This window comes from Marinobacter santoriniensis NKSG1 (genome assembly GCF_000347775.1).
GTDB classification, from domain to species: Bacteria; Pseudomonadota; Gammaproteobacteria; order Pseudomonadales; family Oleiphilaceae; genus Marinobacter; species Marinobacter santoriniensis.
This window is the reverse complement of the sequence record NZ_APAT01000015.1, coordinates 817,059-843,490: the sequence shown is the minus strand read 5'-3', so window position 1 is coordinate 843,490 and position 26,432 is coordinate 817,059. Positions and strand designations below refer to the sequence as shown.

Here is a 26,432-nt window from a genome sequence, read left to right as displayed (position 1 = left end):
GCTTCCCGTTTTCTATGGAAGAACGAATGGACTGTGCGTTATGCCTGATGTGATACGGATCTTTCCCCTGATTACGCTGCTCCTCGCCGGGTGTGGCGGCGATGAGGAAGCCAACCTAGCGCCCGAGGGTGGTTCCCTGGCGCAGTCGGCTTCCGGTTCCGAACCCTATCGTCCGCAAGTGGCGGCCGACACCCTGTATAACCGCGAAGCGGTCATCCCGCCCCAGTGCTACACAAAGACTGAGGGCACCAGGAATCCCTGCTACACGTGCCACCAGAGCTACGACGATGCCACCCGGCCAAACAAAATGGCCGATGGCTTTCTGCAGGGGGACTACGGTTTTTCGGATGTCGGTGTCGAGAACCACTGGAAGAATCTGTTTGTTGATCGACGGGACGAGGTGGCCGCGATCAGCGATGAAGCCATTATCAATTACATCCAATCAGACAACTACACAGCCTTTATCAAGGGTCTGAAGAATGATCCCGACTGGTCCGGACCGGTTCCGGCCATTGATGGCCTGGCCGAGGGTGCTGCCGCTTTCGATAATCAGGGGTTGGCGCTGGACGGCAGCGGGTGGGTGGCCTTCAACTATAAACCCTTGCCAAGCACATTCTGGCCAACCAACGGCTCCACAGATGACGTGATGATCCGGTTACCAAAGCCGTTCCGAACGGCCTCCTGCGCCACTGGCACAGACGCCTTTTCACGCGATGCGTATTTCGCGAATCTGGCCGTGCTGGAAATGGCGATGAAGGACCTGTCCACAATCTCCACGCTCCCCATTGACGAAAACGCGGTCTGTGAGGATCTGAACGACGATGGTGTGTTGACCATGGTGCAGGAAATACCCGCGAGGGATCATTACCTCGGGGATGCCGCCTCCGAACCGGTGGCGCGGATGAGCTATCCGGAAGGCACGCAGTTTATTCATACGGTTCGGTATGTCGGGCTGGATAACGGGAAAATCACACCGTCCCGCCGGATGAAGGAAGTGCGATACATGAAGAAGGTCAAGGCCTATTCTACGCCCGCCCTGGCATCGCTGTATGGCAATGAACGTCAGGAAAAAATGGAAGGCATGCTGCCCACCTTCGTTGATCATGGCGACAAGGGACTGAATAACGGGTTGGGCTGGGAGGTGCTCGGCTTTATTGAGGACAGTGAAGGTGAGTTGCGCAAGCAGACCTATCAGGAGCAGATGTTCTGCATGGGGTGTCACGGGACCATCGGTACCACAATCGACCAGACCTTCGCCTTCCCCAGAAAGGTGACGGGAGCCGAGGGTTGGGGGTATATCAATTTCGAAGGAATGAAGGATGCACCCAGCGTGGGGGAGACCGAGCCGGAAATTCTCCAGTACCTGCAACGGGTTGGTGGAGGAAACGAATTCCGTGCCAACCCGGAGATGCGTGATCGCTGGTTCCTCCCGGATGGAACGGTCGATGAATCGGCGGTCAGGGGGGCTGATGTCTATACGCTGATTACTCCGAGCCCCGGGCGAGCATTGTCACTGAACAAGGCGTATCGGGTCATCGTCCAGGAACAGAGCTTTGCCTATGGTCGGGATGCGACGGTCACACCGGTCAAGAATGTCTTCCGTTCAGTCGATCCGGAAGCTGCGCCTCCGCTGGAGGAGTCGGCCCGGATCGACCACTGGGATCTGCGGCTGGCCTGGTAATCGTCCGGGATTCAGTCGAGCTAACAAAAAGGCACAAACCGCAGCGGTTTGTGCCTTTTTGTTTCAGAAAACCCTCAGCTCGCCGTTAACCCTGTTAAATGCACTAAAGTATGAGTTATTAACTCATATCAATTTATTACTCTCCTTGATGGCCTTCAATAACAAGATGAAAGCAGACAGAACAATAACTATGAGGTTGTTATGGGTTTACTTGATCGCTCAACGGCAGTCTGGGGACTGGTGGTTGCCAGTGTGTTGGCAGTGGCGGGGGTGTTCGTGGCGCCTGTGTTAGGACTGGACCCCATTTCACTGATGGTTGGCGTGATCCTGGGATTGGTGGTCGCCAGTGTGTACCTGGTGGTCCGGGTGCTGGAGCCTGCCGAGCGGGGCATCGACGGTCTCAACGATGGCTCCCTTCCGGATGATCACCCGCTGCGGCTGAAATGCGCCGGACTTCTCTCGGATGCGGCCTCTGGCCGGGCGTTGGTCGAAACCCTGTCTGATAGTGCTGACCGCAACGCGATCTCGGCGGCCCAGGTCTCCTTTGCAGCTGATCAGGTGAAACTGCGACTGGACCGACAGGTGGAAGAAACCGCACAGATGGCGAGTCATGCCGGACATATTACGGAAACGGTCCGGGAATCCTCGAGCCAGGCCACGGATGCCGCCACCATGGCGCACCAGGCGAGTGTGACCAGCAGCGAAGGGCGGGAGGCTCTGGTCAGCGCTATTGAGAGTGTCCGCCAGGTTCATCAGCAGTCGGGTGAGAACCTGCGGCTCATTCAGGAGCTGAATGAGAAATCCAACAAGATTCAGGGTGTGACCACCACCATTCAGGGCATTGCCGAGCAGACCAATCTGTTGGCACTGAACGCCGCCATTGAGGCTGCCCGGGCCGGAGAGCAGGGCCGGGGTTTTGCGGTAGTTGCCGATGAAGTTCGACAACTTGCCGGGCGAACCGCCCAGGCAACCAGTGAGGTCGCCGAAACGCTGGAGGAAATTCGCTCCGATACCACGCTCATCGTTTCCCGCATCGAAGATCTTGCCAAAAGCATCGATGAAGGGCTGTCATCGGTGGAGAGTGTGGGCGAACGTCTGGATCAGATCCGGGACCAGTCGGACCGGGTCCAGCAACAGGTCCAGAGAATAGCCGAGATTGACCAGAGCAATGAGCAGAGCCTGGAACAGGTCTTTTCGGCCATTGAGACGGTTCGCGACCAGATTTCCGAGAGTGATGCCAGTGTCGCGTCGCTGGCGGAACAGGCCGCCACCTTGATGGAATTGGCGGAGAAGGCCAACGCGGCCTTTGCCCTGAACAGTGAGGCCAGTTACCACCGGTTCTTCTACGATCAGGCCCGGGACGGCGCCCGCCGGATTGGCGAGTTGTTCGAACACGCCATCGCTGATGGCCGCCTGACCGAAAGTGCACTGTTCGACAAAACCCGCGATGCGATTCCCAATACGCATCCGACCAAGTATGCCAGCCGGTTTGACCAGTTCACGGACCAGGCGCTTCCGGCCATACAGGAACCCGTGAAGGACGCCCATGAGGCTCTGGTTTTTGCGATCGCCTGCGCGCCGGACGGCTATGTGCCGACCCATAACCGGGATTTCGCTCACCCGCCCACCGGCAAACCGGAGGTGGATCTGGTCAAGAGCCGAAGCAAGCGGTTGTTCAATGATCGGACCGGCATCCGCTGTGGCAGTCACACGGAAAACATGCTGCTCCAGACCTACCGGCGGGACACCGGTGAGATCATGCATGACCTGTCTGTGCCAATCTATGTGAACGGCAAGCACTGGGGCGGATTCCGCCTGGGGTACCGGCCGGAGCATCACTGACGTTCCGGTCCGCGGGTAGGGGTATGTTAGACTGAAAGCGTAATTCAGCCAGGAAGCAGCCCATGTCCGATTCAGAGTACATTCCCGCAGACTCCGATCCGGTCCGGCGCAGGTCGGACCCGGCCCGCAACATTGCTGTGCTGGTTTATATACTGCAGGCCCTGTCCTTTTTTGTTGGCGGCATTACCGGTCTCGTCGGTGTCATCATCAACTACGTCAAGCTGGACGACGTTCGCAATACCTGGATCGAGCGTCATTTCCAGTGGCAGATCCGAACCTTCTGGATTGGTCTTCTGTGGACTGTCATCGGCGTTATCACGACCGGCATCATCATAGGCTGGTTTATTCTGCTGGGCATTTCGATCTGGATTATCTACCGCGTGGTGAAGGGAGCTCTGGCCCTTAACGAAGGGAAAGTAGTCTGATTCTGACAGAAATGGTTTGTTCGCCGTTCAAGTCACATGTCAGTGACTTCTTTTAACCTGAAGGCGCTGAGAAGCCCAGCCAGGCCCATAAAGCCGAGCACGAGTATGACGGCAACCTCGGACAGCGTGGAAATCCAGGCAGTGATCCCGCCCGTTACCAGCAGCAAAATGCCGATGACGGTGTTGCTGACGGCCGTGTAATCCGTGCGCTTGTTGCCCCCGGCCATATCTATCAGATAGGTCTTTCGGCCGAGGCGAACGCCCGCATGGGCAATGCTGAGCGCAAAAAAGGCGATCGGGTAGAACCAGACGCTGCCCATGTCCGGCCCAGCAATCAGGGCGGTAAACCCGACTCCTAGACAGACCGCGCTCGCCATGGCGGCGCCCCGGATCATCACTCTTCGGCTGGAAGTATCTGCGGCCCAGCCCCAGAAGCTCGCGCTCAGGGAGCTGGCGAGGCTGCTGGCCAGCAGAAACACGCCCAGCATCCAGCCGATGTCCGATTCCCGCTGCGCCAGTACCACGAAGTAAGGCGATGCCAGGGCGGAGCACAGGAGCAGGGCCCGGGTGATGACGAAGTGCCGGAACGGGGCATCGTCCCGGAGCAGGGACAGGCTCCGGATGGCTTCGGTCATGGCGTTGCCACCGCCGCCGGTTTCTCCGGCGTACTCTTCGACATTGGCGAACAGGAATCCGGCGATGACCCAGAGTACCGCTGCCAGGAGCAGTAGCGTTGCGTAGAAGGTTAGGGAGGGCTCTCCACGATCCCAGAACAGCAATGCGGTCATTACCACCGTCGCTGTGCCGCCGACGGTGGTGGCCAGCCCGGACAGCCGCCCCCGACGGGTTTTCGGGATACATTTGCCCTGGACGTCCTTCATGGATACCGAGCAGAAGCCCCGGGCCAGCGAGAACACCACCAGCGCGGCAATGAGGCCGCCGCCGGCGGCATACCCATCGAGAAACCAGACGCTGGCTGCCATGCCAACAACGCTGGCAGCCTGGCCAAAGCTGCCCAGCGTCCAGAACCACTTGCGTATGGCCTTCTTGCGAACCCAGGCTGCGATCACCATTTGTGGCACCATGGAACCGGATTCCCGGATAGGAACCAGCCATGCCACCATCGCCGGCGCACCGACGGCGCTCATCAGCCAGGCGAGTACGGTTTTCGGGCTGATCAGGAGATCACCGAGCTTGGTCAGGACGTTACTGGCCAGAATCAGGAAAAAATTGCGGGGGACTTCCCTGCAGGCTTCCTCCGGGATGTCTTTGCAGACACGGGCGTCCTCCTCGTTGGCGATCAGGCCATAGAGCTGGTCGATGGTGTCCTGCTTGCTAGGTGGCAATGGGTATCCTCCTGATGGATTTGGCAAAAGCATAACAGCCTGAACTCTCAGAGATAAACGCCGTTTACGGTTGGATTGGAGGATCGGACTTGCCTGTGCAGGTCCACTGGGGCTAAATGTCAGTTTTCAGGGGCTTTCTTCATGCTCAGCTATCTTCACGCATTTCACGCGGGCAATTTTGCCGATGTCCAGAAGCATGCGGCGCTGACGTTGGCGTTATCGATGATGCAGGCCAAGGCCTCCGCCATCGCGTGTTTCGACACTCATGCGGGCAGTGCGGTGTATGACCTTGGCGGGGAACGTGCGAGGAAAACCGGCGAGGCCGATGGGGGTGTACAGAGGCTTTGGCAACGGCGTGAACACCTCAGATCACCCGACTGGCAGCCGGTGCTGGACCTGCTTGGTCATCTCAACGCCGGCGATGACCGCCTGGCCACCTATCCCGGCTCGCCGCAGTGGTTCCGCCAGTTCCTCCGCGCCGATGATGCGTTGACCGCGTTTGAGTTACACCCGTCTGAGAGTGAGCAGCTCGCCAACTGGGCCGGTCGCAAGGTTCGGGTGTTGCGGGAAGACGGTCTGAAAGGCCTGCTTGGCCAACTGCCTCCGAAACAGCCCAGACTGCTGGTCCTGATTGATCCGTCCTATGAGATCAAATCTGACTACAGTGCCGTTGCCGAAACCCTGCAGAGGGCGTGGCAAAAATGTCGCCATGGGGTCTATCTTATCTGGTATCCGGTTCTGACGTCTGGCCTGGAAAAGCAGTTGAAAGAAGCGCTCAGAGCTGGACCGGTCCGGAAAATTCTCATGAGCGAAATACATCTTAACCATCCTCCGGAACGAGGCATGACCGGTTCCGGCATGTTGATTGTCAATCCGCCGTGGGGATTCGACGACAGGCTTGCCGGGATGCTCGACGAGGTTTCAGGAGCCGAAGGGCTGGGGATTCGACACGAGCTGGACTGGCTGGTTCCGGAATAACAACATGGCATTTCAGGAGTCTTCTGTTTGAAGGACGAAAACGGGGCAGACAGCGAGGGCTCGCCACTCGGCCAGCTCATCACGATGGAGAGTTGGCGGATTCCTGAGACCTCCGTCCGGCGCACGGTCAAGGGGGCGGTACGGCATCTGATGGCGCAGCTCCGACAGGGAATCGCACCGGAAGAAGAGCCTTTTCAGAGCCTGGACGACCTGCCTGTTCTGTCTGAACGACAGCGGGAGCGCATCGCGCCCTATCCGGATTATTTCGCCCAGGCGCGAACGCTTGTTGCGTCGCTTGAGACCCTCAGAACCTCCGGCGCGTTCAGCCGCGATGTTGCCCTGATCGTTGCGCCGCCTTTCTCCGGGTTGCGTGAATCGCTGGTCCGATTACCCACGTTAGGGCCGGACGGGGCAACGGACCCGTGGCGGTTGGTCGCTCCGCCCGAGGATCTGTGCATGACCGAAGCACAGGCTCGGCAGTGGTGGGATAAGCAGGATCTCGCCAGCGCGTGGGTCATACCCGAACTCGGCGATTTCTGGCTCCGGCATCCCGCGGGGCTCGCGCTGATTCCGGAGTTGCTGCGCCGTGTGGCGGCCGGTGAGACGGGGCCGGGTATCATTGGCTGTTCCAGCTGGTGCTGGCAATTCTGGTCCAGATATCTGCCCGATGCGCACCTGGGTCCTTTGACGCCAGCCCCGCTGGATGCTGAGCGCCTGGGGCGTTGGTTTGGCAATCTCTCGATACTGCAGGACCGTCGACCATTGGTGGCGCGCATGGCCGATGACGGTTTGTATGTCCTTCCCATTGATGACCCCGACGATGGCTCCCGACGTAAACACGCCGGGTTTCTCCGCGATCTGGCGATTGCTTCGAGGGGGAATCCTGGCGTGGCGCTGGCGATCTGGCAGCACGCCCTTCGGGCACGTCCGGAAGAAAGTGCCGAAGCGGAGGAACAGACAACGGATGAGGCAGGTAGGTATCGGGAGTGCTGGGTGGTGCACATGGATCAGCTCAGTCTTCCGACGATGCTCCAGACCTACGATCGGGCCATCGGCTTTATTCTCCATGCGCTGCTGCTGCACGACGGTCTGGATGAGGAGCGCCTGGCAATGGTATCGGATGTGAGGGGGGCGCCTTTGCAGCTGGCCCTGTCGCGTCTCGTCAGGGCCGACATTATCGAAAGGGGCGATGCTTCCCGGCATTGGCGGGTGACCCCCTTGGGATACCCGACGGTTCGGCGCCACCTGCTGAGCTGGGGCTATCCGGTGGATGAGTTTTAGGGGGGTAACATGGAAGAAACACTCGGTGGTCTGAAAGGCCTGTTCTCGACCGTCACATCCCAGGCTGTGATGGAGGCGGCCATTGTCATTGCCGCTGCGGCGATGCTGATCTTCCTGATCCAGAAGCTGGTACCGGGCGTGGCCGCCCGGTTGGGCGGCAAGACCCGGCTTTATCTGTTGGCGTCGGTGCCCCTGCTCAGGCTGGTGATCATTGTCGTGACCATTGTCGTTGTGGTTCCGATCCTGATTGAGCCGTCGTTCGAGAACATGGTCGCCATTTTCGGCACCCTGGGCCTGGCATTGGGGTTTGCGTTCAAGGATTACGCCAACAGCCTGATCGCCGGCATCGTCACCCTCTACGAGATGCCGTATCGGCCAGGAGACTGGATCGAGGTGAACGGCAAGTACGGTGAGGTCCGTTCCATCGGAACCCGGGCAGCAGAGATCGTCAGCCCGGACGACACGGTGGTGCTCATACCCCACTCGACACTCTGGAATGCCTTGATCGCGAACGGCAACGACGGCACCGACAACCTGATGTGTGTGGCGGAGTTTCACCTGACACCGGGCCACGATGTTCGCAGGGTCATGAGCCTGTTAAGGGATGTCGCGTTCACCTCGCCCTACACCAAGACCATGAAACCCATTTCGGTGGTCGTCGCCCAGCACCCGTGGGGTTTGACCTATCGGCTCAAGGCCTATCCACTGGAGCCGCGGGACCAGTTCCGGTTTGTCAGCGATCTGACGGCGAGGGGAATGGATATACTGTCGGAGCACGGCGTCTGCCCGGCATCAGTTCCCGTCAGTGTTGCCAGTCCCGCCTGATTTAGGGGTTTTGGCGAAAGTGGCCACCATCCCCTGGATGGTTGAGAGAATCTGCTCCCCTCGAGTACCGTTCTGCTCAAGGTAATACTGGTAGGTGGGCTGACTGGCCTCCCGGAAGGTATTCCGTTCCTCGTCAGTGAGAGTCACGACGCGGATATCTCCGTCAGTAGTGATCGCTTCCAGTCGCGTCTGGTTCAGGTCCTTCTGAAGGTTCCAGGCATCCTTGCCGAGTTCGCGAATGGACTGCTCCAGCCATTCTTTCTGCCGCGCCGGCAGGCCCTGATACCAGCCCGGATTGGCCACCACGGATGAAACGAACTGAGTCGCTCTCGCCCGGGTCATCGTGTTTTGCACTTCGTGGAAATTCATTTCCTCAATGGCAAAAACCGGGTTGGTCTGGCCGTCCAACTGCCGCAACTGCAGCTCGCTGAAGACCTTGGAGTAGGGTGTTTTGACGGGGGCTGCGCCATAGGCCCGGAACGCTTCTGCTGACATGTTGGAGGTCATGGTCCGGAATCGCAGGCCCTGGAAATCGTCCGGCGTTCGCAACGGCTTGTTGGCGGTCCACGCCATCCAGCCCTCCGGCACGAAACCCAGCAGGGTGAGGTTGCGCTCCTGGTAAGCCGGTGCAAAGAGCTCCGTGAGGGACGGGTCGGTAAACAGGCGTCTGGCGACGTCGTCATCGTCCGGAACCAGAAAGTGGAGCAGGAATACCCCGGTTTCAGGGACGAGGTCCGAAAGGTGGCCGGGTGAGGCGAACGCCATGTTGACCGATCCGTTACGGACCAGCTCGGTCAGTTGTGAGGAGGTGCCGAGGGAGCCGTAGGGGAATACATCGACGACGATCCGGCCGTCGGAATTCGCTTCGATTCTGGATTTTAGCTCCCGGGCGTAGGCGTGTTGTACACTGCCCTCGATTTCTTCGAGGGCGAAACGCCAGGTTACCGGAAAATCGTCGGATGAGGCCTCTGATGAGTCTCGCGTCTTGCCGGTTTCGGAATCGGAACAGCCGGCCAGGGCAATAACAAGGCTCGCCAGGAGCGGCAGCCAGAGGCGGTGGGTATGCATGTCCTTCTCTCCAGACCCTGGTTACTGAGATGGTGAACCAGCCCTAAGCTAACATATTCGGCGGAGAGCTTCCCGCTGCGACGGAGTTGATCTTCATGGCAAACCAGAAACAGGCGATGCTGTTCGGTCTTGCAACGGTGCTGCTGTGGTCGACGGTTGCAACGGCATTCAAACTGGCGCTTCAGGATCTGGCGCCGGTCCAGATGCTGTTGATTGCCTGTGCAGCGTCGGTCGTCGTGATGGCGCTTATCCTGAAAGTACAGGGGCGTTGGAAGCTGGTTTTCTCTCTGTCCCGCCGGCAATACCTGCAGTCGATCGGGATGGGGTTGATCAATCCGTGCCTGTATTACTTTGTCCTGTTTGGCGCGTTTGACCGCTTGCCGGCTCAGGAGGCCCAACCGCTCAACTACACCTGGGCGCTTGTGCTGGCCTACCTGTCGGTTCCCTTTCTCGGGCAGCGGTTGCGCCGGATTGATGTCGTTGCCGGACTGGTCTGTTATGCCGGTGTTGTTGTGATTGCCACTCGCGGCAATATCACCTCGCTGTCATTCTCGGATCCGATCGGCGTAGGTCTTGCTCTCGGAAGTACTGTGATCTGGGCGTCCTACTGGATCATTGCGACCCGGGACGATCGGGACCCGGTTGTAGGGCTATTCCTGAATTTCCTGTTCGGCCTGCCGGTGATTGCGGTGGTGTGTGGTCTGACCGCGGGATACAGCATCGCGTCTGGCGGGCCGCTCCTTGCCGCAGTCTATGTCGGGGTTTTCGAAATGGGCGTGGCCTTTGTCCTCTGGTCCTACGCCATGAAAAAAGCCGAAAACACCTCCCGGGTCAGCAATCTGATTTTCATTTCCCCCTTCCTGTCCCTGGTGTTCATTTATTTTATTCTTGGTGAAGTGATCCTGATTTCCACCTACATTGGTCTGGCGTTGATCATGGGCGGACTCTGGCTGCAGCAACGAAAGGTGAAAGTGCGTGAAGCGGAGCTGGCCCATGGGCGGTGACTGGTTCCTTTACATGGTCCGTACCGCCAGCGGTGCGCTTTACACCGGCATTTCCACCGATGTGCAACGGCGGTTTGCCGAACACGCCGCCGGTGCTCCGAGAGGCGCCCGAAGCCTTCGGGGGAAAGGTCCTCTGGAGCTGGTATTCTCGGAAGCGGCCGGGGACCGACAGCTGGCCTCGCGTCTCGAATGGCACATCAAACGCTGGCCAAGAGCCCGGAAAGAGGCGTTGATCCGGGGCGAGGTCAGCCTTTCAGATGTGATCTGATGTGCTCACCTGCGGTCCGGATGGCGTCGGTGGCCCGGTCCAGCTGACCGGCATGCACCTGGAAAACGTGCCAGAGACTGTTGTAGATTTCCAGGCGAACCGGCTCGCCATCCCGCTCGGCCACATCCTTCAGACGCACCGCATCATTGAGCAATATTTCCTCGCTGCCCACCTGAATCAGCATCGGCGGTAAGCCTTTGAAATCGCCGTACACGATCGAGATCAGTGGGTGATCAAGGGCTTCAGAGCCGGCATAGAGGCGCGCCGCCTTTTCAGTCCAGCCCGACTGGATGACGGGTTCCCGCTCCGGTGAATAGAGTTGTGTCTGGGTAAGATCGGTCCAGGGTGAAAACAGGGTCAGCGAGCCTGGAAGCGGCTCTCCCCGATCTCTCAGGTGCATCGCGAGCGCCACGCACAGTCCGGCACCGGCGGAGTCCCCGGCCAGCGCGATCTGTGCCGGCGGAACGCCCTCGGCAATCAGGGCCAGATAGGTATCGTGGGCATCTTCAAGTGCGGCTGGAAACGGATGTTCCGGCGCGAGTCGGTAATCCGGCGTCACCACTTCACACCCGCAGGCCTGCGCGAGGTGGCCTGTGAGACCACGGTGAGTATCCGGCGAGCCGATCATGAATGCGCCACCGTGGAGGTAAAGAACGACGCCCGTTCCGGGATTCGCCGTTCGGGTCCGGAGGACCGGAACGTCTGCCAGGATGCCGTGTTCGAATTGGCAGCCGCGGGGTGGAGTCGAGCTTCGGTAGGCCTGTCGGATCAGGCGACGCTGAAGCTTGACCGGTACCCGAGGACTCAGCATCGGACGGACCAGTCGGCTCATGGTTTGCCGTAAACCGGCCTCAAGAAGAGGTTGGAACATCTGTGTTCTACTCCCGCTATGCGATAGGATGTCAGCCCTAACAGCTAATTACGAACCCTGACAGGCGTTTAACTCTACGTGTACTGGAAAACAGATACCATAGAAATTCCGGATTGGAACAGACACTCGCTGCTCGAGCGTCTGGAGCCCTTTGAGCCCGGAGAGGAACGTCCCCTGAGCGACGAAATGGTCGCCTATTGCCGGTTTTACGGGCTGGATCTCTGGGTAGAGCATCCGGATGTCCACTACCACCAGGGCTACGTCCAGGCCGACGAACATCAGGTAATGGTCCATTATTATCGCTTATCCGGTTCCGTTGCCCATCGGGGCACCGTGTTCATTCTGCACGGTTATTTTGATCACGTGGGTCTCTACAGCCAACTGATCGACCGGTGCCTCGGTGCCGGTCTGGATGTGCTTGCCTACGATCAGCCGGGTCACGGGCTGTCCAGTGGGACCCCGGCAGCCATTGGCAGCTTCCTGGAGTACCAGGAGGTCCTGTCGTCGGTGATTCGTCAGGTGCGGGGAAAGGTTCGAGAGCCCTGGTTCGCCGTAGGCCAGAGCACCGGTGGCGCCATTCTGATCGATTATCTCCTGTCGAATCATCACGATCCGGACTCGTCCGACTTCAAACGGGTGGTTCTGCTTGCTCCGTTGGTGCGTCCCATGGGGTGGCTGGGGGCCAGGATTCTCCATACGGTGGTCAAGCCCTTTATCACCCGTTGGCATCGGGCATTTGCTGAAAACAGCGGGAACACCCGTTTTCTGCGCTTTCTTCGAGAACACGATCCACTCCAGGCCCGGGCTGTGCATGTGGATTGGGTCACGGCACTTCGACAGTGGGTGCCGCATATTGAGTCGGCACGGCCGGTCGATTTTCCGGTGACCGTTGTGCAGGGGGAGAAGGACAAAACCGTGGACTGGCAACACAATCTCCGGATCATCCGGAACAAATTCTCCTCGATTGAGGAACTGAGAATCCCGGACGGACGTCATCATCTTGTGAATGAAGCCCAGGATTTGCAGGCACAGGTATTCAATACCATCATTGATACGTTCACCAACACCGGGGCGGGTGCGGCACAGGCCAAAGACAGGTCGCCGCTCACCAAACCTGTTCAATAACGCACAGGAGAAAGCTGTGAAAAAAACCATTCTTGCATGCGTCATCGCCGCCTATGGCGTCACTGGCTGTATGACCTACGATCCCTACACCGGCGAGGAGAAGACTTCCAACGCGACCAAAGGCAGTGTGATCGGTGCAATCGGTGGCGCGGTGGTCGGTGCTGCGACTTCAAGTAAGAGCGATCGTGGCAAGGGGGCGCTGATCGGTGCTGCCAGCGGTGCTGCCATCGGTGGTGGTATTGGCTACTACATGGACAAGCAGGAAGCGGAGCTGCGTCGCAAGCTGGAAGGCTCCGGCGTTCGGGTGGTCCGGAATGGCGATCAGATTCAGTTGGTGATGCCGGGCAATATTACCTTTGACCTCAACCAGGCGTCGATCAAACCGTCCTTCTCGAATACGCTGGAATCCGTGGCACTTGTGCTCAAGGAGTACGACAAGACCATCATCCAGATCGAGGGTCACACCGACAGCTCCGGTTCCGACAGCTACAACCAGCTGTTGAGTGAGAAGCGTGCGGCATCGGTTCGCGATTTCCTGCTGAATCAGGGCATCGAGCCGCGTCGTACCCGTGCTGTGGGTTACGGTGAGCGCTATCCTGTGGCTTCCAACGACACCGCCGCAGGGCGTGAGCAGAATCGCCGCGTCGAGTTGACGCTGGTGCCGATGCAATAAATCCAGAACGTCCCTCTAGCAGGCCAGCCGGCATTCAGTCCGGCTGGCCTGTCGGGTCCGCGCAGTCCCGGGTTTGACTGCCGGATCTATTCCCTCTCGTTTTCCCTCTCCGTTTTTTCGGCCCCAGGCAGCAACAGGCTGGCGAGGCTGAAGCTTATGGTCCAGCAAATCATCAGCGTCCACAGATCGTGGGACAGAAAGTGGGCACCCCGGAACTGCTGTGCAACGCCGAAAACAAGCCCCATTAACAGGCCTGTGGCAAGCCCGAGAAAGCGCCAGCGGGGGCGCCAGGCTGCCAGGAAAAAATACAGGGCAATCCAGGCATAGCCGGCGCTCGCATGACCGGCCGGAAAACAGGCCGTGTCCGGCATGCTGTCCGGTCTCGTCGCGAGGAGGCCGACGAAGGGCTGGTCACCGCCATAGCGAATGAGATTCCACGGGCAGTCCATGGGCACCAGATGTTTGATCACAGACACAGCCAGGGTCGAGAGCCCGACCGCCAGAAACAGGTACAGCAAAGGTCTTCGCCACTGGATGGCCCGCTTGCTCAGGGACACGAAAATCAGCGCAAGGATAACGACACCGCCCATGGCTTTGCTGAGCCCGCGGGCGTCACTGTGCAAGATGGTTTCAAACAGGTACCGATGCTTGAAGGCCCACTGCTGACCTTCCAGGCTGTACAGGAAATCGGCAACCCGAAAATCCAGGTCAAACGCCTGGAAAATGGCAATGCCGGTCAGGAACGCGGCCCAGGCAACAAGAACTTTCCATTGCCAAGGATAGGCAGATGTCTGGCTGATTGGACCAGAAAGCGTTGAGGTCTGGCTGGAAGAATGGTCGGGCATACGGATGTCACACAGGTCCAGAAAGTTGGCCAGCATACCCGGCCATTCTTAAAACAGGCTTAATTTTTTGATTCAGACGCAAAAAAACCGACGCCGTGGCGCCGGTTTTTCGGTGGCCGGTTTGTTCCGGTCATTCAGAACAGTACGCGGCAGCGAATGGTGCCCTTGACCTGGCTAAGCTTCTCGAGAGCCAGTTCGCCGTAGGCTTTATCCACATCGACGACCACGTAGCCAATCTCCTCCTTGGTCTGCAGATACTGCCCGCAGACGTTGATCTCGTTTTCCGAGAACACCTGGTTGATTTCGGACATCACGCCCGGCACGTTTTCGTGAATATGCAGCAGGCGGTGCTGGTTGGGGTGCGAAGGCAGAGCCACTTCCGGGAAGTTGACGGACGATACGGAGGTGCCGTTATCGCTGTACATGGCCAGCTTCTCGGCGACTTCGCGGCCGATGTTTTCCTGCGCTTCCATGGTGGAACCGCCCACGTGCGGCGTCAGGATCACGTTGTCGAATTCGCGCAGCGGAGAGACAAACTCTTCCTTGTTGGACTTCGGCTCAACCGGGAATACGTCAACGGCAGCGCCCAACAGCTTGCCCGAGGCGAGTGCTTCGGACAGCGCGTCGATATCCACGACGGTTCCGCGGGAAGCGTTCATGAAAATGCTGCCCGGCTTCATCTGGGCGAACTGCTCCGCCTTGAACATGTACTTGGTGGCCGGCGTCTCTGGTACATGCAGCGACACCACGTCGGCGATGTTCAGCAGTTCCTGCATGGTACCGACCTGGGTGGCGTTACCGATGGACAGCTTGGACACCACGTCGTAGAAGTAGACGTCCATGCCCAGGCTCTCAGCCAGGACACTGAACTGGGTGCCGATGTTGCCGTAGCCGATAATGCCGAGCTTCTTACCCCGGATTTCGAAACTGTTCTTGGCCGATTTCTGCCACTCGCCCCGGTGGGCCTTGGCGTTTTTCTCGGGCACACCGCGCAGCAGCAGGATGGCCTGGGCCAGCACCAGCTCCGCCACGGAACGGGTGTTGGAGAAAGGCGCGTTGAACACGGCAATACCGCGACGGGTCGCCGCCTTGAGGTCCACCTGGTTCGTCCCGATACAGAAGCAACCGACCGCGACCAGCTTCTGGGCGGCCTCAAATACTTTCTCCGTCAGCTGGGTGCGGGAGCGCAGACCGACGAAATGCACATCGGCGATCTTCTCGATCAGCTCTTCCTCGCCCAGTGAATGGGTCAGATACTCGATATTGGTGTAACCCGCGGCATTCAGGGTATCAATGGCAGATTGATGCACGCCTTCCAGCAGCAGGATCCGGATTTTGCTCTTTTCGAGAGACGTATTTGACATGGGCTAGCTTCCGAACCTTTCGTCGTATTAAATGACCTGGAGCCGGGGATCGTCAGCCCGGCTCACAGAACAGGGGCGGTATGATACCATAAACGCAGACTTTCACAGCGCGCCGGTTTGCCTTTATCAATTCCCTGTGAATCCCGTATCAACAGGCTCTGGCCCAACCCTGACGAGACTGACGTATCCATGAATTCCGAACAGATCATTGCCGCCCTCAAAGACCTCGTTGCTGCAGGCGACGCCCCCGGTAAGGTCCTGACTGATCCCGCTGATCTCGATACTTATGGAAAGGACTGGACCAAGATCTATCCACCCAAACCGCTCGCGATTGTGTTGCCGAAGACCACCGAGCAGGTTCAGGCTCTGGTGACATTCGCCAACGAAAATCAGGTGGCTCTGGTCCCCTCGGGTGGCCGGACTGGTCTGAGCGCCGGTGCGGTTGCCGCCAACGGCGAGGTGGTGGTTGCCTTTGACAACATGAACCGGATTCTTGATTTCAATCCGAGCGACCGAACCGTGCGGTGTCAGGCCGGTGTGGTGACCGAACAGCTGCAACAGTTTGCCGAAGAAAACGGGCTGTATTACCCGGTGGATTTTGCCTCGGCCGGTTCCAGCCAGCTGGGCGGCAACCTGTCGACCAATGCCGGTGGCATCAAGGTCATCCGTTATGGCATGAGCCGGGACTGGGTTGCCGGCCTCAAGGTGGTGACCGGGAAAGGCGACGTGATCGATCTGAACAAGGATCTGGCCAAGAACAATACCGGCTACGATCTGCGTCACCTGTTCATTGGCGCCGAGGGAACCCTGGGGTTCATCACTGAAGCCACCATGAAACTCACCCGCAAGCCGGACGACCTGACGGTGCTGGTGCTGGGCCTGAAGGACCTGACCAATACTATGGATGTCCTTCAGTCCTTCCAGAAGAAGCTCGACCTGACGGCGTATGAGTTTTTCTCCCATCAGGCCATGCAGCATGTACTGGCCCATGGCCAGGTGCAGGCGCCATTCGAAACGGAAGCCCCGTATTACGCGCTGCTTGAATTTGAAGCCGTTTCCGATCAGGTGATGGATGACGCCATGACCCTCTTCGAAGAGTGCGTCGAAGCCGGCTGGGTGCTTGATGGCGTGATCAGCCAGAGCGAAACCCAGGCGCAGAACCTGTGGCAGCTGCGGGAGCGGATTTCCGAATCCATCGCCCCCCGGATTCCCTACAAAAATGACATTTCCGTCGTGGTTTCCCGGGTGCCGGGTTTCCTGCAGGAAATCGACAGCGTGGTGACCGAGCATTACCCGGACTTCGAGATCATCTGGTTTGGCCACATCGGCGATGGCAACCTGCACCTGAACATTCTCAAGCCGGAGGACATGGCGAAAGAGGATTTCTTTGAGAAATGCCAGCAGGTCAACAAATGGGTGTTCGAGATCGTCGAACGCTACGAGGGCAGCGTCTCCGCCGAACACGGTGTGGGGATGACCAAGAAGCCCTACTTGCAGTACACCCGCAGTGAAGCGGAAATTGCCTATCTTAAGGGGATCAAGCAGGTGTTCGATCCCAATGGCATCATGAACCCGGGCAAGATTTTCGACTGATGCAGGATCATATCGTCGTACTCACAGGCGCTGGCATCAGCGCCGAGAGCGGTCTCTCCACCTTCCGTGACAATGGTGGTCTGTGGGAGCAGCACAGCGTGTACGACGTGGCCACGCCCGAGGCGTTCCAGCGCAATCCCGAACTGGTGCTCAGGTTCTACAACGACCGGCGGCATCAACTGAAGTCGGCGATCCCCAACCAGGCACATCGCCTCCTGGCGGAGCTGGAACGCCGATACCGCGTCACGATTGTCACGCAGAATGTCGATGACCTGCACGAACGGGGCGGATCCAGCCAGGTTCTGCACCTCCACGGCGAGCTCACAAAGGCACGCAGTACCGGTTTCCCGGAACTGGTCTACGACATCGGTTACGGAGATATAAAGCCGGGTGACCGCTGCGAGCGCGGCACCCAGCTTCGGCCCCATATTGTGTGGTTCGGTGAGGAAGTCCCCATGCTGGATGCGGCGGCGGAAGTGGTTCGAACCGCGGACCACCTGCTGATCGTCGGCACGTCACTGCAGGTCTATCCGGCCGCCGGCCTCGTTCACGAGGTCGGTTTTGATGTGCCCATCACCGTGATTGATCCCGGGGAGCCGGCGTCAGTGTCCAGGGCGCGGGTGATACGCAAGGGTGCCTCTGAGGGCGTGGCCGATTGGGTACGGTCTCTCGGTTGACGTAAAGGTTCGGGGTGCTGGCGGGGCAAGGTCCTCCAAAACTGTGCGGAGCCATGGATGGCGGAGCCCAAGCGCCACAGGGATGTGCCGCCAGGAGCGGGTTTTGGAGGACCTTGCCCCGCCAGCACTTACTCCCCAGCTTTAAGATATTTCTCCAGTTCCGATCGGAACGCCGCCTGAACCCCCAGCCGTTTCAGCATCCAGTAGTGGCCGGCAATCATTCGGTCGATGAAGATGCTCTCCACCGGTGGCTTGAAATAGTCCAGGTACTTGAACACCGTGCTGGTCTTGGCCGCGACCCGTTTGTGGATGTCCGCTTCGGCGAAATCGTAGGGTTCGTCGTTCAGGAACGGCACGATGAGAATATCCCGCCACATGGCGTAGTAGGCTTCATCCACCGCAGGCTGACTCTCCACCCGGGCCCCCAGATCGATCAGATGGCTGTCCAGGGCCTGGTAGTCGCCGGCCAGGGCGGCGGCCAGCGCCTTGCGATAGGCCTCCACGATCTCAGGTTTGAGCTTCTTCACGCATCCGAAGTCGTACAGGATGATTGTGCCGTCAGGCCGGTAGGCAAAATTCCCGGCATGCGGGTCGCCGTGAATACACTGGAACCGGAACAGCTGGTCGGCCATGAGCGTGAAGATGCGATGGCCGATGAGGTTGATGGTTTCCTGGTCATAACGGTCGGGGGTGACCTGGCTGATGTGATCGCCTTCCACCAGTTCCATCGTCAGCACCCGGCGGGTGGAATGGCTGTCGACCACCTGAGGAATCAGCACCCACGGCTGACCCTTGTGAAACTCCCGGAACAAACCGATATTGCGGGCTTCGTTCTCATAGTCGAGTTCTTCCTGCAGCCGTTCCCGAATTTCTGCGAACAGCTGATCGACGCTCTTCTTGGGCATCTTCAGCAGCCCGCCGAGGCGAAGCGCCGTCCGCAGCTGCTTCAGGTCGGAATCGCAGGACTCGTCGACACCCGGGTACTGCACCTTGACGATGACGTCGGTGCCATCATAAAGGCGGCCCCGGTGAACCTGGCCAATGCTCGCGGATGCGTAGGGCGCTTCCTGGACGTATTCATAAAGCTCCCCCAGAGGCTTGCCGAGCTCCGATTCGATCTGTTCGACGATAACGTCAAACGGCATCGGGGGCGCTTCTTTCTGGAGTTTCTCCAGCGCTTCGGAAAATTCCCGGGGCAGGAAGTCCTGGGTCTGTGATGCGATCTGGCCGACCTTCATAACCGCACCTTTGAGTTCGCCCAGCGTATCGGCGATCTGTCCGGCCATGCGGGTGTAGCTTTCGCTCTGGGCGCCTTCGTCGTTTTCACCGCCCAGCAGTTTTCGTGCGCGCTGGCCGGCATACTGGCCTGCCACGGAGGCGGTCATGCCGGCAAGTTTGAAGAAACGCCCTGTGCGGGAGGTAACCGGTTTCTTGGCCATACAACGTTTTCGTCCAATACCCGTTCAAGTGGAACATCGGTTGTGGCCGACGACTGTTTCTCAGGTTACCTGTGTTTGCAGGAACAGCAAGTCCTCAAGTTCCAGGGTCAGCGTTTGTCCCGGGGAGAGGGGCCCGACGCCCCGGGGAGTGCCGGTCAGTACCACGTCGCCCGGCATCAATGAGAACTGGCTGCTCATGTGAGCAATCAGCGGGACAATGGGATTGAGCATGTCCCGGGTGTCGCCCGTCTGGCAACGCTTGCCGTCGATATCCAGAGAGAAGTGAATGTTGTCACGGGGCAGCTTGTCGGCCGCGACGAACGGCGACAGGGGACAGGCACCATCGAACGCTTTGGCGCGTTCCCAGGGGTGGCCCTTTTCCTTGAGCTGGCTCTGAACATCCCGCAGGGTCAGGTCCAGAGCCAGGCCATAACCGAGAATTGCGGATTCCACCTCGCTGGCAGATGCCGCCGTCAGCGGCCGGCCGATCAGTACCGCTAGCTCCGTCTCGAAGTGGACCTCACCCCGCCCGCGGGGAAGGTCGATGGGGCGTGTGATGTGAACCGCGGCGGTAGATGGTTTGATGAACAGCAGCGGTTCGTCAGGAACGGGGTTGTTGAGTTCACGAGCGTGCTCGGCGTAATTCCGGCCAACGCAGACGATCTTGCCGAGGGGCAGATGCACCGGGGTGCTGTCTTTCCAGTGGTGCTGGTAGTCGGGCATGACCGCCTCCTGTTGCCTGTGTTCAGTCGCCTTCGAACGAGCACACAGTATAGACCGGAAGCCCTTCATCCTGCAGCTTGCGCGATCCTCCAAGATCCGGGAGGTCAATCATGGCCGCGACCTCGATGATTTCGGCACCGATGCGCCGGATCAGCCGGGAGGCTGCCAGCATGGTGCCGCCGGTGGCGATCAGATCGTCCACCAGAACCACCTTGTCGCCCGGTTTGAAGGCATCTTTGTGCAGTTCCACCGAAGCGGTTCCGTACTCGAGCTCATAGTCCTCAACGAGGGTGTCGAAGGGCAGCTTGCCTTTTTTGCGGACCAGAACGAGGGAGGCATTCAGTTCGTAGGCGAGGGCCGAGCCGATAATGAAACCGCGCGCATCGACCGCCGCGACGGCATCGATTTCCTCACCGTGATACCGGTGCACGAACGCATCAATCAGCTTCCGGAAGGCCGTCTTGTCCTGCAGGACAGTCGTAATATCGCGAAAGGATACGCCGGGCTTGGGCCAGTCCGGGACGGTTCGAATCGCCTTTTTGATGCTCTCGGAAAAGTAATCCATGGTAATGACACCAACCGGTCTGGACGCCGCTCAGGCGGCGTCCAGGAACATGAATTTCAGGATGAATACGACGGCAATGGTCACCACGCTTGCGTTGAGGTGCGACCAGCGTCCGGAAATCCCCTTGATCACAGCGTAGGTGATAAAGCCGAGTGCGATACCGTTGGCAATGGAGAAGGTCAGCGGCATGGCCAGGGCCGTCACGATGGCGGGTGCGGCATCCGTGATGTCATCCCAGTCGATCTGCTTCAGTCCGCTGGCCATCAGCACGGCCACATACAGCAGAGCCGGTGCGGTTGCGTACGGAGGAATGATGCTGGCGATCGGGGAAAGGACCAGGCTGGCCAGGAACAGCGCGGCGACCACGACAGCCGTCAGCCCGGTTCGGCCACCGGCGGCAATACCAGCGGTGGACTCGATGTAGCTGGTGGTGGTGGACGTACCGAGGGCGGCACCGGACATGGTGGCCACGGAATCGGACATGAGGGCCCGGCCGAGGCGCGGCAGTTTGCCGTCTTTGTCGAGCAGACCGCCGCGATGGGCTGCGCCAATCAGTGTCCCGGACGTATCGAACAGATCCACGAACAGGAACGCGAAAATGATGCTGATCATGCCGATGTTCAACGCGCCGGCAATATCCAGCTGCATGAAGGTGGGCGCAATGCTCGGCGGCGCCGAGAAGAAGCCGTTGTACTCGACCATACCCATCATCATGGCAATGATGGTCACGGCCAGGATGCCGATCATCACCGCGCCGGTGACGCGGCGGTAGGACAGGGCGCAAATCAGCACGAATCCGCCAAAGAACAGTAGGCTTTCCGGAGTTTTGATGTCTCCGAGGCCAACCAGTGTGGCGGGATGATCAACCACGATGCCCGCGTTCTTCAGGGCAATCAGGGCCAGGAAGAAGCCGATGCCGGCGGATATGCCGAAACGCAGGGACATGGGGATGCTGTTGATGATCCATTCCCGGACCTTGAGAATGCTGAGCAGGAAGAAAATCAGACCGGACATGAATACCGCGCCCAGCGCGACCTGCCAGCTGTAGCCCATGCTACCGACCACAGAGAAAGCGAAAAACGCATTCAATCCCATACCGGGGGCGAGGGCGATCGGGTAATTGGCCCAGAGTCCCATGATCAGGGTGCCGATGGTGGCGGCCAGGCAGGTCGCCACGAAAATGGCGCCGAAATCCATCCCGGTGGACGAGAGTACACTGGGATTGACCACAATAATGTAGGCCATGGTGAGGAAGGTGGTGACGCCCGCCAGCAGTTCTTTACGAACCGTGGTGCCGTGGGCCTGGAGTTGAAACAGTCGTTCAAGCATGACGGATGTCTGCCTCGCAGGATGCTGGAAGTTGAAATTTGGGATTGGTCGAGCCGGAAAATCGTCGAACTGCGTGAAAAGACGGCAATGTTACCGTCTGAGCGGTCGTTCGCCAAGAGATGATTGGTGGTTCAAAGCAACTGTAATGTGTTCAGTGCTGCGACGGATCCCGCTGCAGGCGGATGTCGAAACGGACGGCGAGCATGCGTACCACCACGATGAAAAGCAGGCCGATGGTGAGCGCCAGGGTCTCGCTGGCCAATAGCCACTGACACACAAAATACAGCCAGCATCCGGCGAAGGAGATCGACGCGTAAATCTGGTCCTTGCGGAAAATGAACGGAACCTCGTTGCAGAGAGTATCCCGTAACGCGCCCCCAAAGGTTCCGGTCATCACCCCCAGAAGAGAGGCGATAAACCACGAATGGCCAAGATCCAGCGCCAGCTGCGCCCCAAGGATCGAGAAAATGCCCAGCCCGATGGCATCGGGAAAGACGATCCGGGACGCTTTCAGTCGCTCGGCTCGGCGCCAGTAGCTGAAGATGATCGCCATCACCAGGATCAGGATCGGCTGCTCCTGGTGCTTGATCCAGTACAGGGGGTGGTTGTCCATCATCAGGTCGCGCAACGTGCCGCCGCCGAGGGCCGTGATGAAACCGATGGTGAACACGCCGACGGGATCCATGTTCTTTGACCTTGCGACAATCATCCCCGAGATGGCGAAGGCGACGATGCCAATCATTTCAAGGATATAGATGATGTCGAACATGATTCGTCCTGGCGGGGATGGAAAATGGACAGGGGTGTGCCCGAGCCGGGTGCGCGAAGGATAGCGTAATTCGGCGCCGGATTCATCTGTGGGCCTGCCGTTGGGCGACGTCTGCAGTGTGATCCAGCAAGACATGTGTCCACGTATCATGCACACCGCGTACTTTATTACCTACTGTCCGGAGTCAATCATGCCCCTGATGCGTCTGGCCTACGCCAGTGAAGCCACGTTCGAAGATAAGCCGGTCAACCAGGGGGTTGAACCCCACGTGGCCCGAATTCTGCTGACTTCACGCCGAAACAACGCCCGATCCCATCTTGTGGGTGGTCTTTACTATGGCGACGGGCGTTTCTTCCAGTATCTGGAGGGGGAGGAATCCGATGTGCTCAGTACGTTTGAACGGATCAAGCAGGATGAGCGGCATCAGAACATTTTTACGCTGATGGAGGGCCCCCTGGAATCACCCACGTTCACCAGCTGGTCAATGAAATACGTGCCCCTGTCCAGCGACGTACGTCGTTTTCTGGAGCGCAATGGCCTGGAAAGGTTCAATCCCTCCGAGTTTACCGAGTCGCAATGTGAAGAAATGATCGAGCTGATCCGTCAGTCCAGCCACGATCAGAAACTGGTCAATCACGACGAGGAGACGGGCGGGGCGAACTCCCGGCCTCAGGCATTCTCGCCCGGCCTCAGGTTTGGCCTGATGGCTGCGGGTATTGCCCTTTTGGGGGCTCTGATTTACGCCGGATCGCTCCTGTAGGATGCCGACGAGGCAGGCGGCCAGTATTAGCAGTATTTATTTTTCAGGATAAAAGAACCTGATTTGCTTCATGGCCTGAGTCTGTTTAGTTTGATTCATATCAAATGGTCCGGCACCGGCCGGCCCTACAACAAACAGCGTCAGGAGAATCCATGAAAGCCATCCTCTGCAAGGAATACGGCCCCGCCGATAAACTCGTTATCGAAGACATCCCTAGCCCGGAGGTAAAGAGCCGCGGCGTCAAGGTACGGGTCAAGGCGGCCGGTCTGAACTTTCCGGACACCCTGATTATCGAAAACAAATACCAGATCAAACCCCCTCTGCCGTTTTCTCCGGGTGGCGAAATGGCCGGCGAGGTGATTGAGGTGGGTGACCAGGTAACCCGTTTCAAACCAGGCGACCGCGTGGCGGGATTGACCGGTTACGGTGCTTTCGCGGAAGAAGTCATCGTGCCCGAGCAGAACCTGTTGCCGGTGCCGGACGGGATGTCGGATGAGAAGGCAGCGGCCTTCACCATGGTTTACGGCACCTCCTACCACGCTCTGAAACAGCGCGCGAATCTGCAGCCCGGCGAAACACTGCTGGTACTGGGCGCCAGTGGCGGTGTCGGGCTTGCGACAGTGGAGCTTGGGAAAGCCATGGGTGCCCGGGTGATTGCGGCTGCCAGTTCCGCGGAAAAACTGGCGATTGCCAGGGAAGCCGGTGCTGACGAGCTGATCAACTACACCGAAGAGCCTCTCAAGGAGACCGCCAAGAAGTTGACCAAGGGCAAGGGCGTGGACGTGATCTACGATCCGGTTGGCGGCGAGTTCACCGAGCAGGCCTTGCGGGCCATGGCCTGGAATGGTCGCCATCTGATCATCGGTTTTGCCGCCGGCGATATTCCCAAGATTCCCGCCAACCTGACATTGCTCAAGGGCTGTTCCGTAGTCGGTGTTTTCTGGGGCGACTTCACTCGCCGCGAGCCGGAGGTCAGCGCCCAGAATATGATGGATCTGATGAAACTGTTCTCCGAGGGCAAGATTGATCCGAAGGTGAGCGCGGTTTACGAATTCGAAGACTACGTGGATGCGCTGGGCGCTTTGACCGGCCGCAAGGCGACCGGGAAAGTGGTGCTCAAGGTAGGCGCCTGAGGCGCCGCCACTCAGAACCGGAGGTTGCCGCTCTCGATCCGGGAGACCAGGTCGGGAGTGAGCCGCGTGTAACCGGCCGTGTGGGGCAGCCACGCATAAACCTCTTCGTTCGGTCGATCGAGGGTGAAGCCGGCCTTCTGGATGTCCACCTTCCGGTATTTGAACGTTCCGGTCTTCTCGATTTCGTGGGTGACCCGCACGAAGACCGGGACCGCGTAGGGCGGAAGATTGTCCTGAAGATACCGGGCCAGATCGTTGGGATCGAAGTCGGTCCCGCCGTTCTGGGGTACCAGGGTCACCATGCCGGCCTTGCCGTTGGTGCCGGGGATTTCCACGCCGTAGACGATGGCCTCCTGTACCATCCCGGAACCGTCGATGATGTTCTCCACCTCTGTGGTCGACACGTTTTCTCCCTTCCAGCGGAAGGTGTCACCCATCCGGTCGACAAACTGCAGGTGTCGCCAGCCAATCTCCCTTAACACATCGCCGGTATTGAACCAGGCATCGCCTTTCTTGAAGGCGTTACGGAGAATCGATTTTTCCGTGGCCTCTTTCTGGGTATAGCCTTCAAAGGCCCACTTCTTGTTGATTTCTCCAATCAGCAAACCGGGTTCGCCCTTTTTCGCTTCTTGCAGGCGTCCCTTCTCGTTCCGGATCGGATCCCGTGTGCCTTCGTGGTACTTCACCAGCTTGTAGGGAGCCGTGGAGAAGCCAACCGTGTTATCCATGTTGAAGAAGTTGCTGAAACCGATATTGCCTTCGGACGAGGCATAGAGTTCCGCCACCGTCTCGATCCCGAACCGTTCCTTGAATTCGCGCCAGATTGACGGACGAAGGCCGTTACCGATCATCTTGGTCAGGGAATGGTTCCGGTCCTGGTCGCTGGGCGGCTGGTTGAGCAGGTAGCGGCAGAGTTCGCCGACGTATCCGAAGGTGGTCGCGTGATAATGGCGGACATCGTCCCAGAAAGCGCTGGCGGAAAACTTTCGGCGCAGGGCAATGGCCGACCCACCGGCCAGGACCGAGCCCCAGCAGACCAGCAATGCAGTGCCGTGGTACAGCGGCAGGGTGCAATACAGGACGTCCTCCGGCCCCATGGCCAGTGACATCAGGCCAAAGCCGCCATAGGCCCGAACGAACTTTTTGTGGGATCCCGGCGCCGCCTTGGGCAACCCGGTTGTTCCGGAGGTGTACAGGTAGACCGCCGTATCGCCCATGGTCGGGGGATTCTTCAGGTGGACCGGGCTGCTGGACCGGGCACTGACGTGTTCGGCCATGTTGGTGAAGCCAGCCGGAGCCTCGCCGAAAACGTTCAGGGTATTGGTGTTGGCGAGGTACTGGAAGGGTTGTGGATGCTCGGGGTGGATTTCTTTCCGGATGGCCTTCAACGGCGCCACCAGCTCTTCGCCCGCCACAATCATTCTCGGCTGGATCAGGTTGATGCTGTGGGCCAGTACCTTGCCTTTCTGGGAGGTGTTGAGCATGGCGCAGGCCACGCCGATTTTGGCGGCGCCGGCGACCACCGCCAGTAATTCGGGCCGGTTTTCGAGCAGGACAGCGATGGCGTCGCCTTTCTGGAGCCCCTGGTCGTTCAGGTACTGGGCAATCCGGTTGCTCCAGTCGTTGAGCTCGCGCCAGGTCACACTGAGATCGTTGAACAGGATGGCCGGGCGCTGCCCGTGTTTCTCCGCGTTCTGTTCCACCAGCCTGCCCAGGGTGAGGTCTGCGTCATCGTCCTTGACGGAATAGTAATAGAGCCCCTTGGCAATGGATGGCAGGCGGCGCAGAACGCCCGGCAGGCTTCGGACCAGGTCGCGGGCGGAAACATTGTCTTGGCTCATGATACGT

General features: G+C 59.1%; 25 protein-coding genes. 14 read left to right on the top strand and 11 right to left on the bottom strand.

The window, feature by feature from the left end:
• Positions 1-40: 40 nt before the first annotated feature.
• The 3 genes from MSNKSG1_RS09600 (at position 41) to MSNKSG1_RS09590 (ending at position 3,948) form a co-directional block, all read left to right on the top strand.
• The gene (locus MSNKSG1_RS09600) at positions 41-1,681 is read left to right on the top strand and encodes a hypothetical protein (RefSeq protein ID WP_008939061.1); all 1,641 of its coding nucleotides are present in this window, start codon (positions 41-43) and stop codon (positions 1,679-1,681) included.
• Positions 1,682-1,882: 201 nt separating this feature from the next.
• The gene (locus MSNKSG1_RS09595) at positions 1,883-3,523 is read left to right on the top strand and encodes a methyl-accepting chemotaxis protein (protein ID WP_008939060.1); all 1,641 of its coding nucleotides are present in this window, start codon (positions 1,883-1,885) and stop codon (positions 3,521-3,523) included.
• A gap of 62 nt (positions 3,524-3,585) precedes the next feature.
• Entirely contained in the window at positions 3,586-3,948 is a 363-nt protein-coding gene (locus MSNKSG1_RS09590; protein WP_008939059.1) for a DUF4870 family protein, read from the top strand.
• Positions 3,949-3,980: 32 nt separating this feature from the next.
• Here the strand turns inward: MSNKSG1_RS09590 and MSNKSG1_RS09585 are convergent, their stop codons facing one another.
• Entirely contained in the window at positions 3,981-5,294 is a 1,314-nt protein-coding gene (locus MSNKSG1_RS09585) for an MFS transporter (protein WP_008939058.1), read from the bottom strand.
• 141 nt (positions 5,295-5,435) lie between these two features.
• On the opposite strand from MSNKSG1_RS09585, the gene MSNKSG1_RS09580 reads away from it, so the two are divergent.
• From MSNKSG1_RS09580 to MSNKSG1_RS09570, 3 genes are read left to right on the top strand one after another with little or no spacing between them, the layout of a single operon-like run.
• On the top strand, positions 5,436-6,272 hold the full coding sequence (locus MSNKSG1_RS09580) for a 23S rRNA (adenine(2030)-N(6))-methyltransferase RlmJ (RefSeq protein WP_008939057.1): 837 nt from the start codon (positions 5,436-5,438) through the stop codon (positions 6,270-6,272).
• A gap of 27 nt (positions 6,273-6,299) precedes the next feature.
• Positions 6,300-7,553 carry a hypothetical protein gene (locus MSNKSG1_RS09575; RefSeq protein ID WP_008939056.1) on the top strand — a complete coding sequence of 418 codons (1,254 nt, stop codon included), beginning with the start codon at positions 6,300-6,302 and terminating at the stop codon, positions 7,551-7,553.
• 9 nt (positions 7,554-7,562) lie between these two features.
• On the top strand, positions 7,563-8,378 hold the full coding sequence (locus MSNKSG1_RS09570) for a mechanosensitive ion channel family protein (RefSeq protein ID WP_008939055.1): 816 nt from the start codon (positions 7,563-7,565) through the stop codon (positions 8,376-8,378).
• Here the strand turns inward: MSNKSG1_RS09570 and dctP are convergent.
• Positions 8,346-9,446, bottom strand: coding sequence for a TRAP transporter substrate-binding protein DctP (gene dctP / locus MSNKSG1_RS09565; RefSeq protein ID WP_008939054.1), 1,101 nt, complete (start codon positions 9,444-9,446; stop codon positions 8,346-8,348). The genes MSNKSG1_RS09570 and dctP overlap by 33 nt on opposite strands.
• Before the next feature lie 95 nt (positions 9,447-9,541).
• On the opposite strand from dctP, the gene MSNKSG1_RS09560 reads away from it, so the two are divergent.
• The gene (locus MSNKSG1_RS09560; RefSeq protein ID WP_008939053.1) at positions 9,542-10,450 is read left to right on the top strand and encodes a DMT family transporter; all 909 of its coding nucleotides are present in this window, start codon (positions 9,542-9,544) and stop codon (positions 10,448-10,450) included.
• A complete protein-coding gene (locus tag MSNKSG1_RS09555) occupies positions 10,440-10,718 on the top strand; it encodes a GIY-YIG nuclease family protein (RefSeq protein ID WP_008939052.1) in 279 nt (92 codons plus the stop codon). Before MSNKSG1_RS09560 ends, MSNKSG1_RS09555 begins: the two co-directional genes overlap by 11 nt.
• Here MSNKSG1_RS09555 and MSNKSG1_RS09550 read toward each other — a convergent pair.
• Positions 10,696-11,589 (bottom strand): alpha/beta hydrolase, encoded by an 894-nt coding sequence (locus MSNKSG1_RS09550; protein WP_008939051.1) that lies wholly within the window; start codon positions 11,587-11,589, stop codon positions 10,696-10,698. The genes MSNKSG1_RS09555 and MSNKSG1_RS09550 overlap by 23 nt on opposite strands.
• Positions 11,590-11,667: 78 nt before the next feature.
• On the opposite strand from MSNKSG1_RS09550, the gene MSNKSG1_RS09545 reads away from it, so the two are divergent.
• Together MSNKSG1_RS09545 and MSNKSG1_RS09540 are read left to right on the top strand one after the other, a co-directional pair.
• Positions 11,668-12,714 (top strand): alpha/beta hydrolase, encoded by a 1,047-nt coding sequence (locus MSNKSG1_RS09545; RefSeq protein WP_008939050.1) that lies wholly within the window; start codon positions 11,668-11,670, stop codon positions 12,712-12,714.
• Between the two features lie 16 nt (positions 12,715-12,730).
• The gene (locus MSNKSG1_RS09540) at positions 12,731-13,387 is read left to right on the top strand and encodes an OmpA family protein (protein WP_008939049.1); all 657 of its coding nucleotides are present in this window, start codon (positions 12,731-12,733) and stop codon (positions 13,385-13,387) included.
• Positions 13,388-13,473: 86 nt separating this feature from the next.
• Here MSNKSG1_RS09540 and MSNKSG1_RS09535 read toward each other — a convergent pair whose 3' ends face one another.
• Positions 13,474-14,268, bottom strand: coding sequence for a phosphatase PAP2 family protein (locus MSNKSG1_RS09535; protein WP_008939048.1), 795 nt, complete (start codon positions 14,266-14,268; stop codon positions 13,474-13,476).
• Positions 14,269-14,366: 98 nt separating this feature from the next.
• Positions 14,367-15,596, bottom strand: coding sequence for a phosphoglycerate dehydrogenase (gene serA, locus MSNKSG1_RS09530; RefSeq protein WP_008939047.1), 1,230 nt, complete (start codon positions 15,594-15,596; stop codon positions 14,367-14,369).
• Positions 15,597-15,785: 189 nt separating this feature from the next.
• Here serA and MSNKSG1_RS09525 point away from each other — a divergent pair, with 189 nt between their 5' ends.
• Both MSNKSG1_RS09525 and MSNKSG1_RS09520 read left to right on the top strand, forming a co-directional pair.
• Positions 15,786-17,189, top strand: coding sequence for an FAD-binding oxidoreductase (locus tag MSNKSG1_RS09525; RefSeq protein ID WP_008939046.1), 1,404 nt, complete (start codon positions 15,786-15,788; stop codon positions 17,187-17,189).
• Entirely contained in the window at positions 17,189-17,866 is a 678-nt protein-coding gene (locus MSNKSG1_RS09520) for an SIR2 family NAD-dependent protein deacylase (RefSeq protein WP_008939045.1), read from the top strand. Before MSNKSG1_RS09525 ends, MSNKSG1_RS09520 begins: the two co-directional genes overlap by 1 nt.
• A 128-nt stretch (positions 17,867-17,994) precedes the next feature.
• Here the strand turns inward: MSNKSG1_RS09520 and MSNKSG1_RS09515 are convergent, their stop codons facing one another.
• From MSNKSG1_RS09515 to MSNKSG1_RS09495, 5 genes are all read right to left on the bottom strand, one after another.
• On the bottom strand, positions 17,995-19,305 hold the full coding sequence (locus MSNKSG1_RS09515; protein ID WP_008939044.1) for an ABC1 kinase family protein: 1,311 nt from the start codon (positions 19,303-19,305) through the stop codon (positions 17,995-17,997).
• Positions 19,306-19,365: 60 nt separating this feature from the next.
• On the bottom strand, positions 19,366-20,028 hold the full coding sequence (locus MSNKSG1_RS09510; RefSeq protein WP_008939043.1) for a fumarylacetoacetate hydrolase family protein: 663 nt from the start codon (positions 20,026-20,028) through the stop codon (positions 19,366-19,368).
• A 22-nt stretch (positions 20,029-20,050) separates the two neighbouring features.
• A complete protein-coding gene (locus MSNKSG1_RS09505; RefSeq protein WP_008939042.1) occupies positions 20,051-20,593 on the bottom strand; it encodes an adenine phosphoribosyltransferase in 543 nt (180 codons plus the stop codon).
• Between the two features lie 30 nt (positions 20,594-20,623).
• A complete protein-coding gene (locus MSNKSG1_RS09500) occupies positions 20,624-21,922 on the bottom strand; it encodes an NCS2 family permease (protein WP_008939041.1) in 1,299 nt (432 codons plus the stop codon).
• A 151-nt stretch (positions 21,923-22,073) separates the two neighbouring features.
• A complete protein-coding gene (locus tag MSNKSG1_RS09495; protein ID WP_008939040.1) occupies positions 22,074-22,691 on the bottom strand; it encodes a trimeric intracellular cation channel family protein in 618 nt (205 codons plus the stop codon).
• A 190-nt stretch (positions 22,692-22,881) separates the two neighbouring features.
• Here MSNKSG1_RS09495 and MSNKSG1_RS09490 point away from each other — a divergent pair, with 190 nt between their 5' ends.
• Positions 22,882-23,451, top strand: coding sequence for a BLUF domain-containing protein (locus MSNKSG1_RS09490; protein ID WP_008939039.1), 570 nt, complete (start codon positions 22,882-22,884; stop codon positions 23,449-23,451).
• A 152-nt stretch (positions 23,452-23,603) separates the two neighbouring features.
• The gene (locus MSNKSG1_RS09485) at positions 23,604-24,584 is read left to right on the top strand and encodes an NADPH:quinone oxidoreductase family protein (protein WP_008939038.1); all 981 of its coding nucleotides are present in this window, start codon (positions 23,604-23,606) and stop codon (positions 24,582-24,584) included.
• Between the two features lie 11 nt (positions 24,585-24,595).
• Here the strand turns inward: MSNKSG1_RS09485 and MSNKSG1_RS09480 are convergent, their stop codons facing one another.
• Complete coding sequence (locus MSNKSG1_RS09480; RefSeq protein WP_008939037.1) at positions 24,596-26,425, bottom strand: long-chain-acyl-CoA synthetase; 1,830 nt, start codon at positions 26,423-26,425, stop codon at positions 24,596-24,598.
• Between the last annotated feature and the right edge of the window lie 7 nt (positions 26,426-26,432).

Coding starts and splice junctions, on each gene's coding strand:
- MSNKSG1_RS09505 (WP_008939042.1), bottom strand. CDS start 20,593: ATGGATTACTTTTCCGAGAGCATCAAAAAGGCGATTCGAACCGTCCCG.
- MSNKSG1_RS09600 (WP_008939061.1), top strand. CDS start 41: ATGCCTGATGTGATACGGATCTTTCCCCTGATTACGCTGCTCCTCGCC.
- MSNKSG1_RS09560 (WP_008939053.1), top strand. CDS start 9,542: ATGGCAAACCAGAAACAGGCGATGCTGTTCGGTCTTGCAACGGTGCTG.
- MSNKSG1_RS09490 (WP_008939039.1), top strand. CDS start 22,882: ATGCCCCTGATGCGTCTGGCCTACGCCAGTGAAGCCACGTTCGAAGAT.
- MSNKSG1_RS09520 (WP_008939045.1), top strand. CDS start 17,189: ATGCAGGATCATATCGTCGTACTCACAGGCGCTGGCATCAGCGCCGAG.
- MSNKSG1_RS09570 (WP_008939055.1), top strand. CDS start 7,563: ATGGAAGAAACACTCGGTGGTCTGAAAGGCCTGTTCTCGACCGTCACA.
- MSNKSG1_RS09485 (WP_008939038.1), top strand. CDS start 23,604: ATGAAAGCCATCCTCTGCAAGGAATACGGCCCCGCCGATAAACTCGTT.
- dctP (WP_008939054.1), bottom strand. CDS start 9,446: ATGCATACCCACCGCCTCTGGCTGCCGCTCCTGGCGAGCCTTGTTATT.
- MSNKSG1_RS09580 (WP_008939057.1), top strand. CDS start 5,436: ATGCTCAGCTATCTTCACGCATTTCACGCGGGCAATTTTGCCGATGTC.
- MSNKSG1_RS09515 (WP_008939044.1), bottom strand. CDS start 19,305: ATGGCCAAGAAACCGGTTACCTCCCGCACAGGGCGTTTCTTCAAACTT.
- MSNKSG1_RS09590 (WP_008939059.1), top strand. CDS start 3,586: ATGTCCGATTCAGAGTACATTCCCGCAGACTCCGATCCGGTCCGGCGC.
- MSNKSG1_RS09500 (WP_008939041.1), bottom strand. CDS start 21,922: ATGCTTGAACGACTGTTTCAACTCCAGGCCCACGGCACCACGGTTCGT.
- MSNKSG1_RS09595 (WP_008939060.1), top strand. CDS start 1,883: ATGGGTTTACTTGATCGCTCAACGGCAGTCTGGGGACTGGTGGTTGCC.
- MSNKSG1_RS09525 (WP_008939046.1), top strand. CDS start 15,786: ATGAATTCCGAACAGATCATTGCCGCCCTCAAAGACCTCGTTGCTGCA.
- MSNKSG1_RS09535 (WP_008939048.1), bottom strand. CDS start 14,268: ATGCTGGCCAACTTTCTGGACCTGTGTGACATCCGTATGCCCGACCAT.
- MSNKSG1_RS09555 (WP_008939052.1), top strand. CDS start 10,440: ATGGGCGGTGACTGGTTCCTTTACATGGTCCGTACCGCCAGCGGTGCG.
- MSNKSG1_RS09495 (WP_008939040.1), bottom strand. CDS start 22,691: ATGTTCGACATCATCTATATCCTTGAAATGATTGGCATCGTCGCCTTC.
- serA (WP_008939047.1), bottom strand. CDS start 15,596: ATGTCAAATACGTCTCTCGAAAAGAGCAAAATCCGGATCCTGCTGCTG.
- MSNKSG1_RS09550 (WP_008939051.1), bottom strand. CDS start 11,589: ATGTTCCAACCTCTTCTTGAGGCCGGTTTACGGCAAACCATGAGCCGA.
- MSNKSG1_RS09510 (WP_008939043.1), bottom strand. CDS start 20,028: ATGCCCGACTACCAGCACCACTGGAAAGACAGCACCCCGGTGCATCTG.
- MSNKSG1_RS09480 (WP_008939037.1), bottom strand. CDS start 26,425: ATGAGCCAAGACAATGTTTCCGCCCGCGACCTGGTCCGAAGCCTGCCG.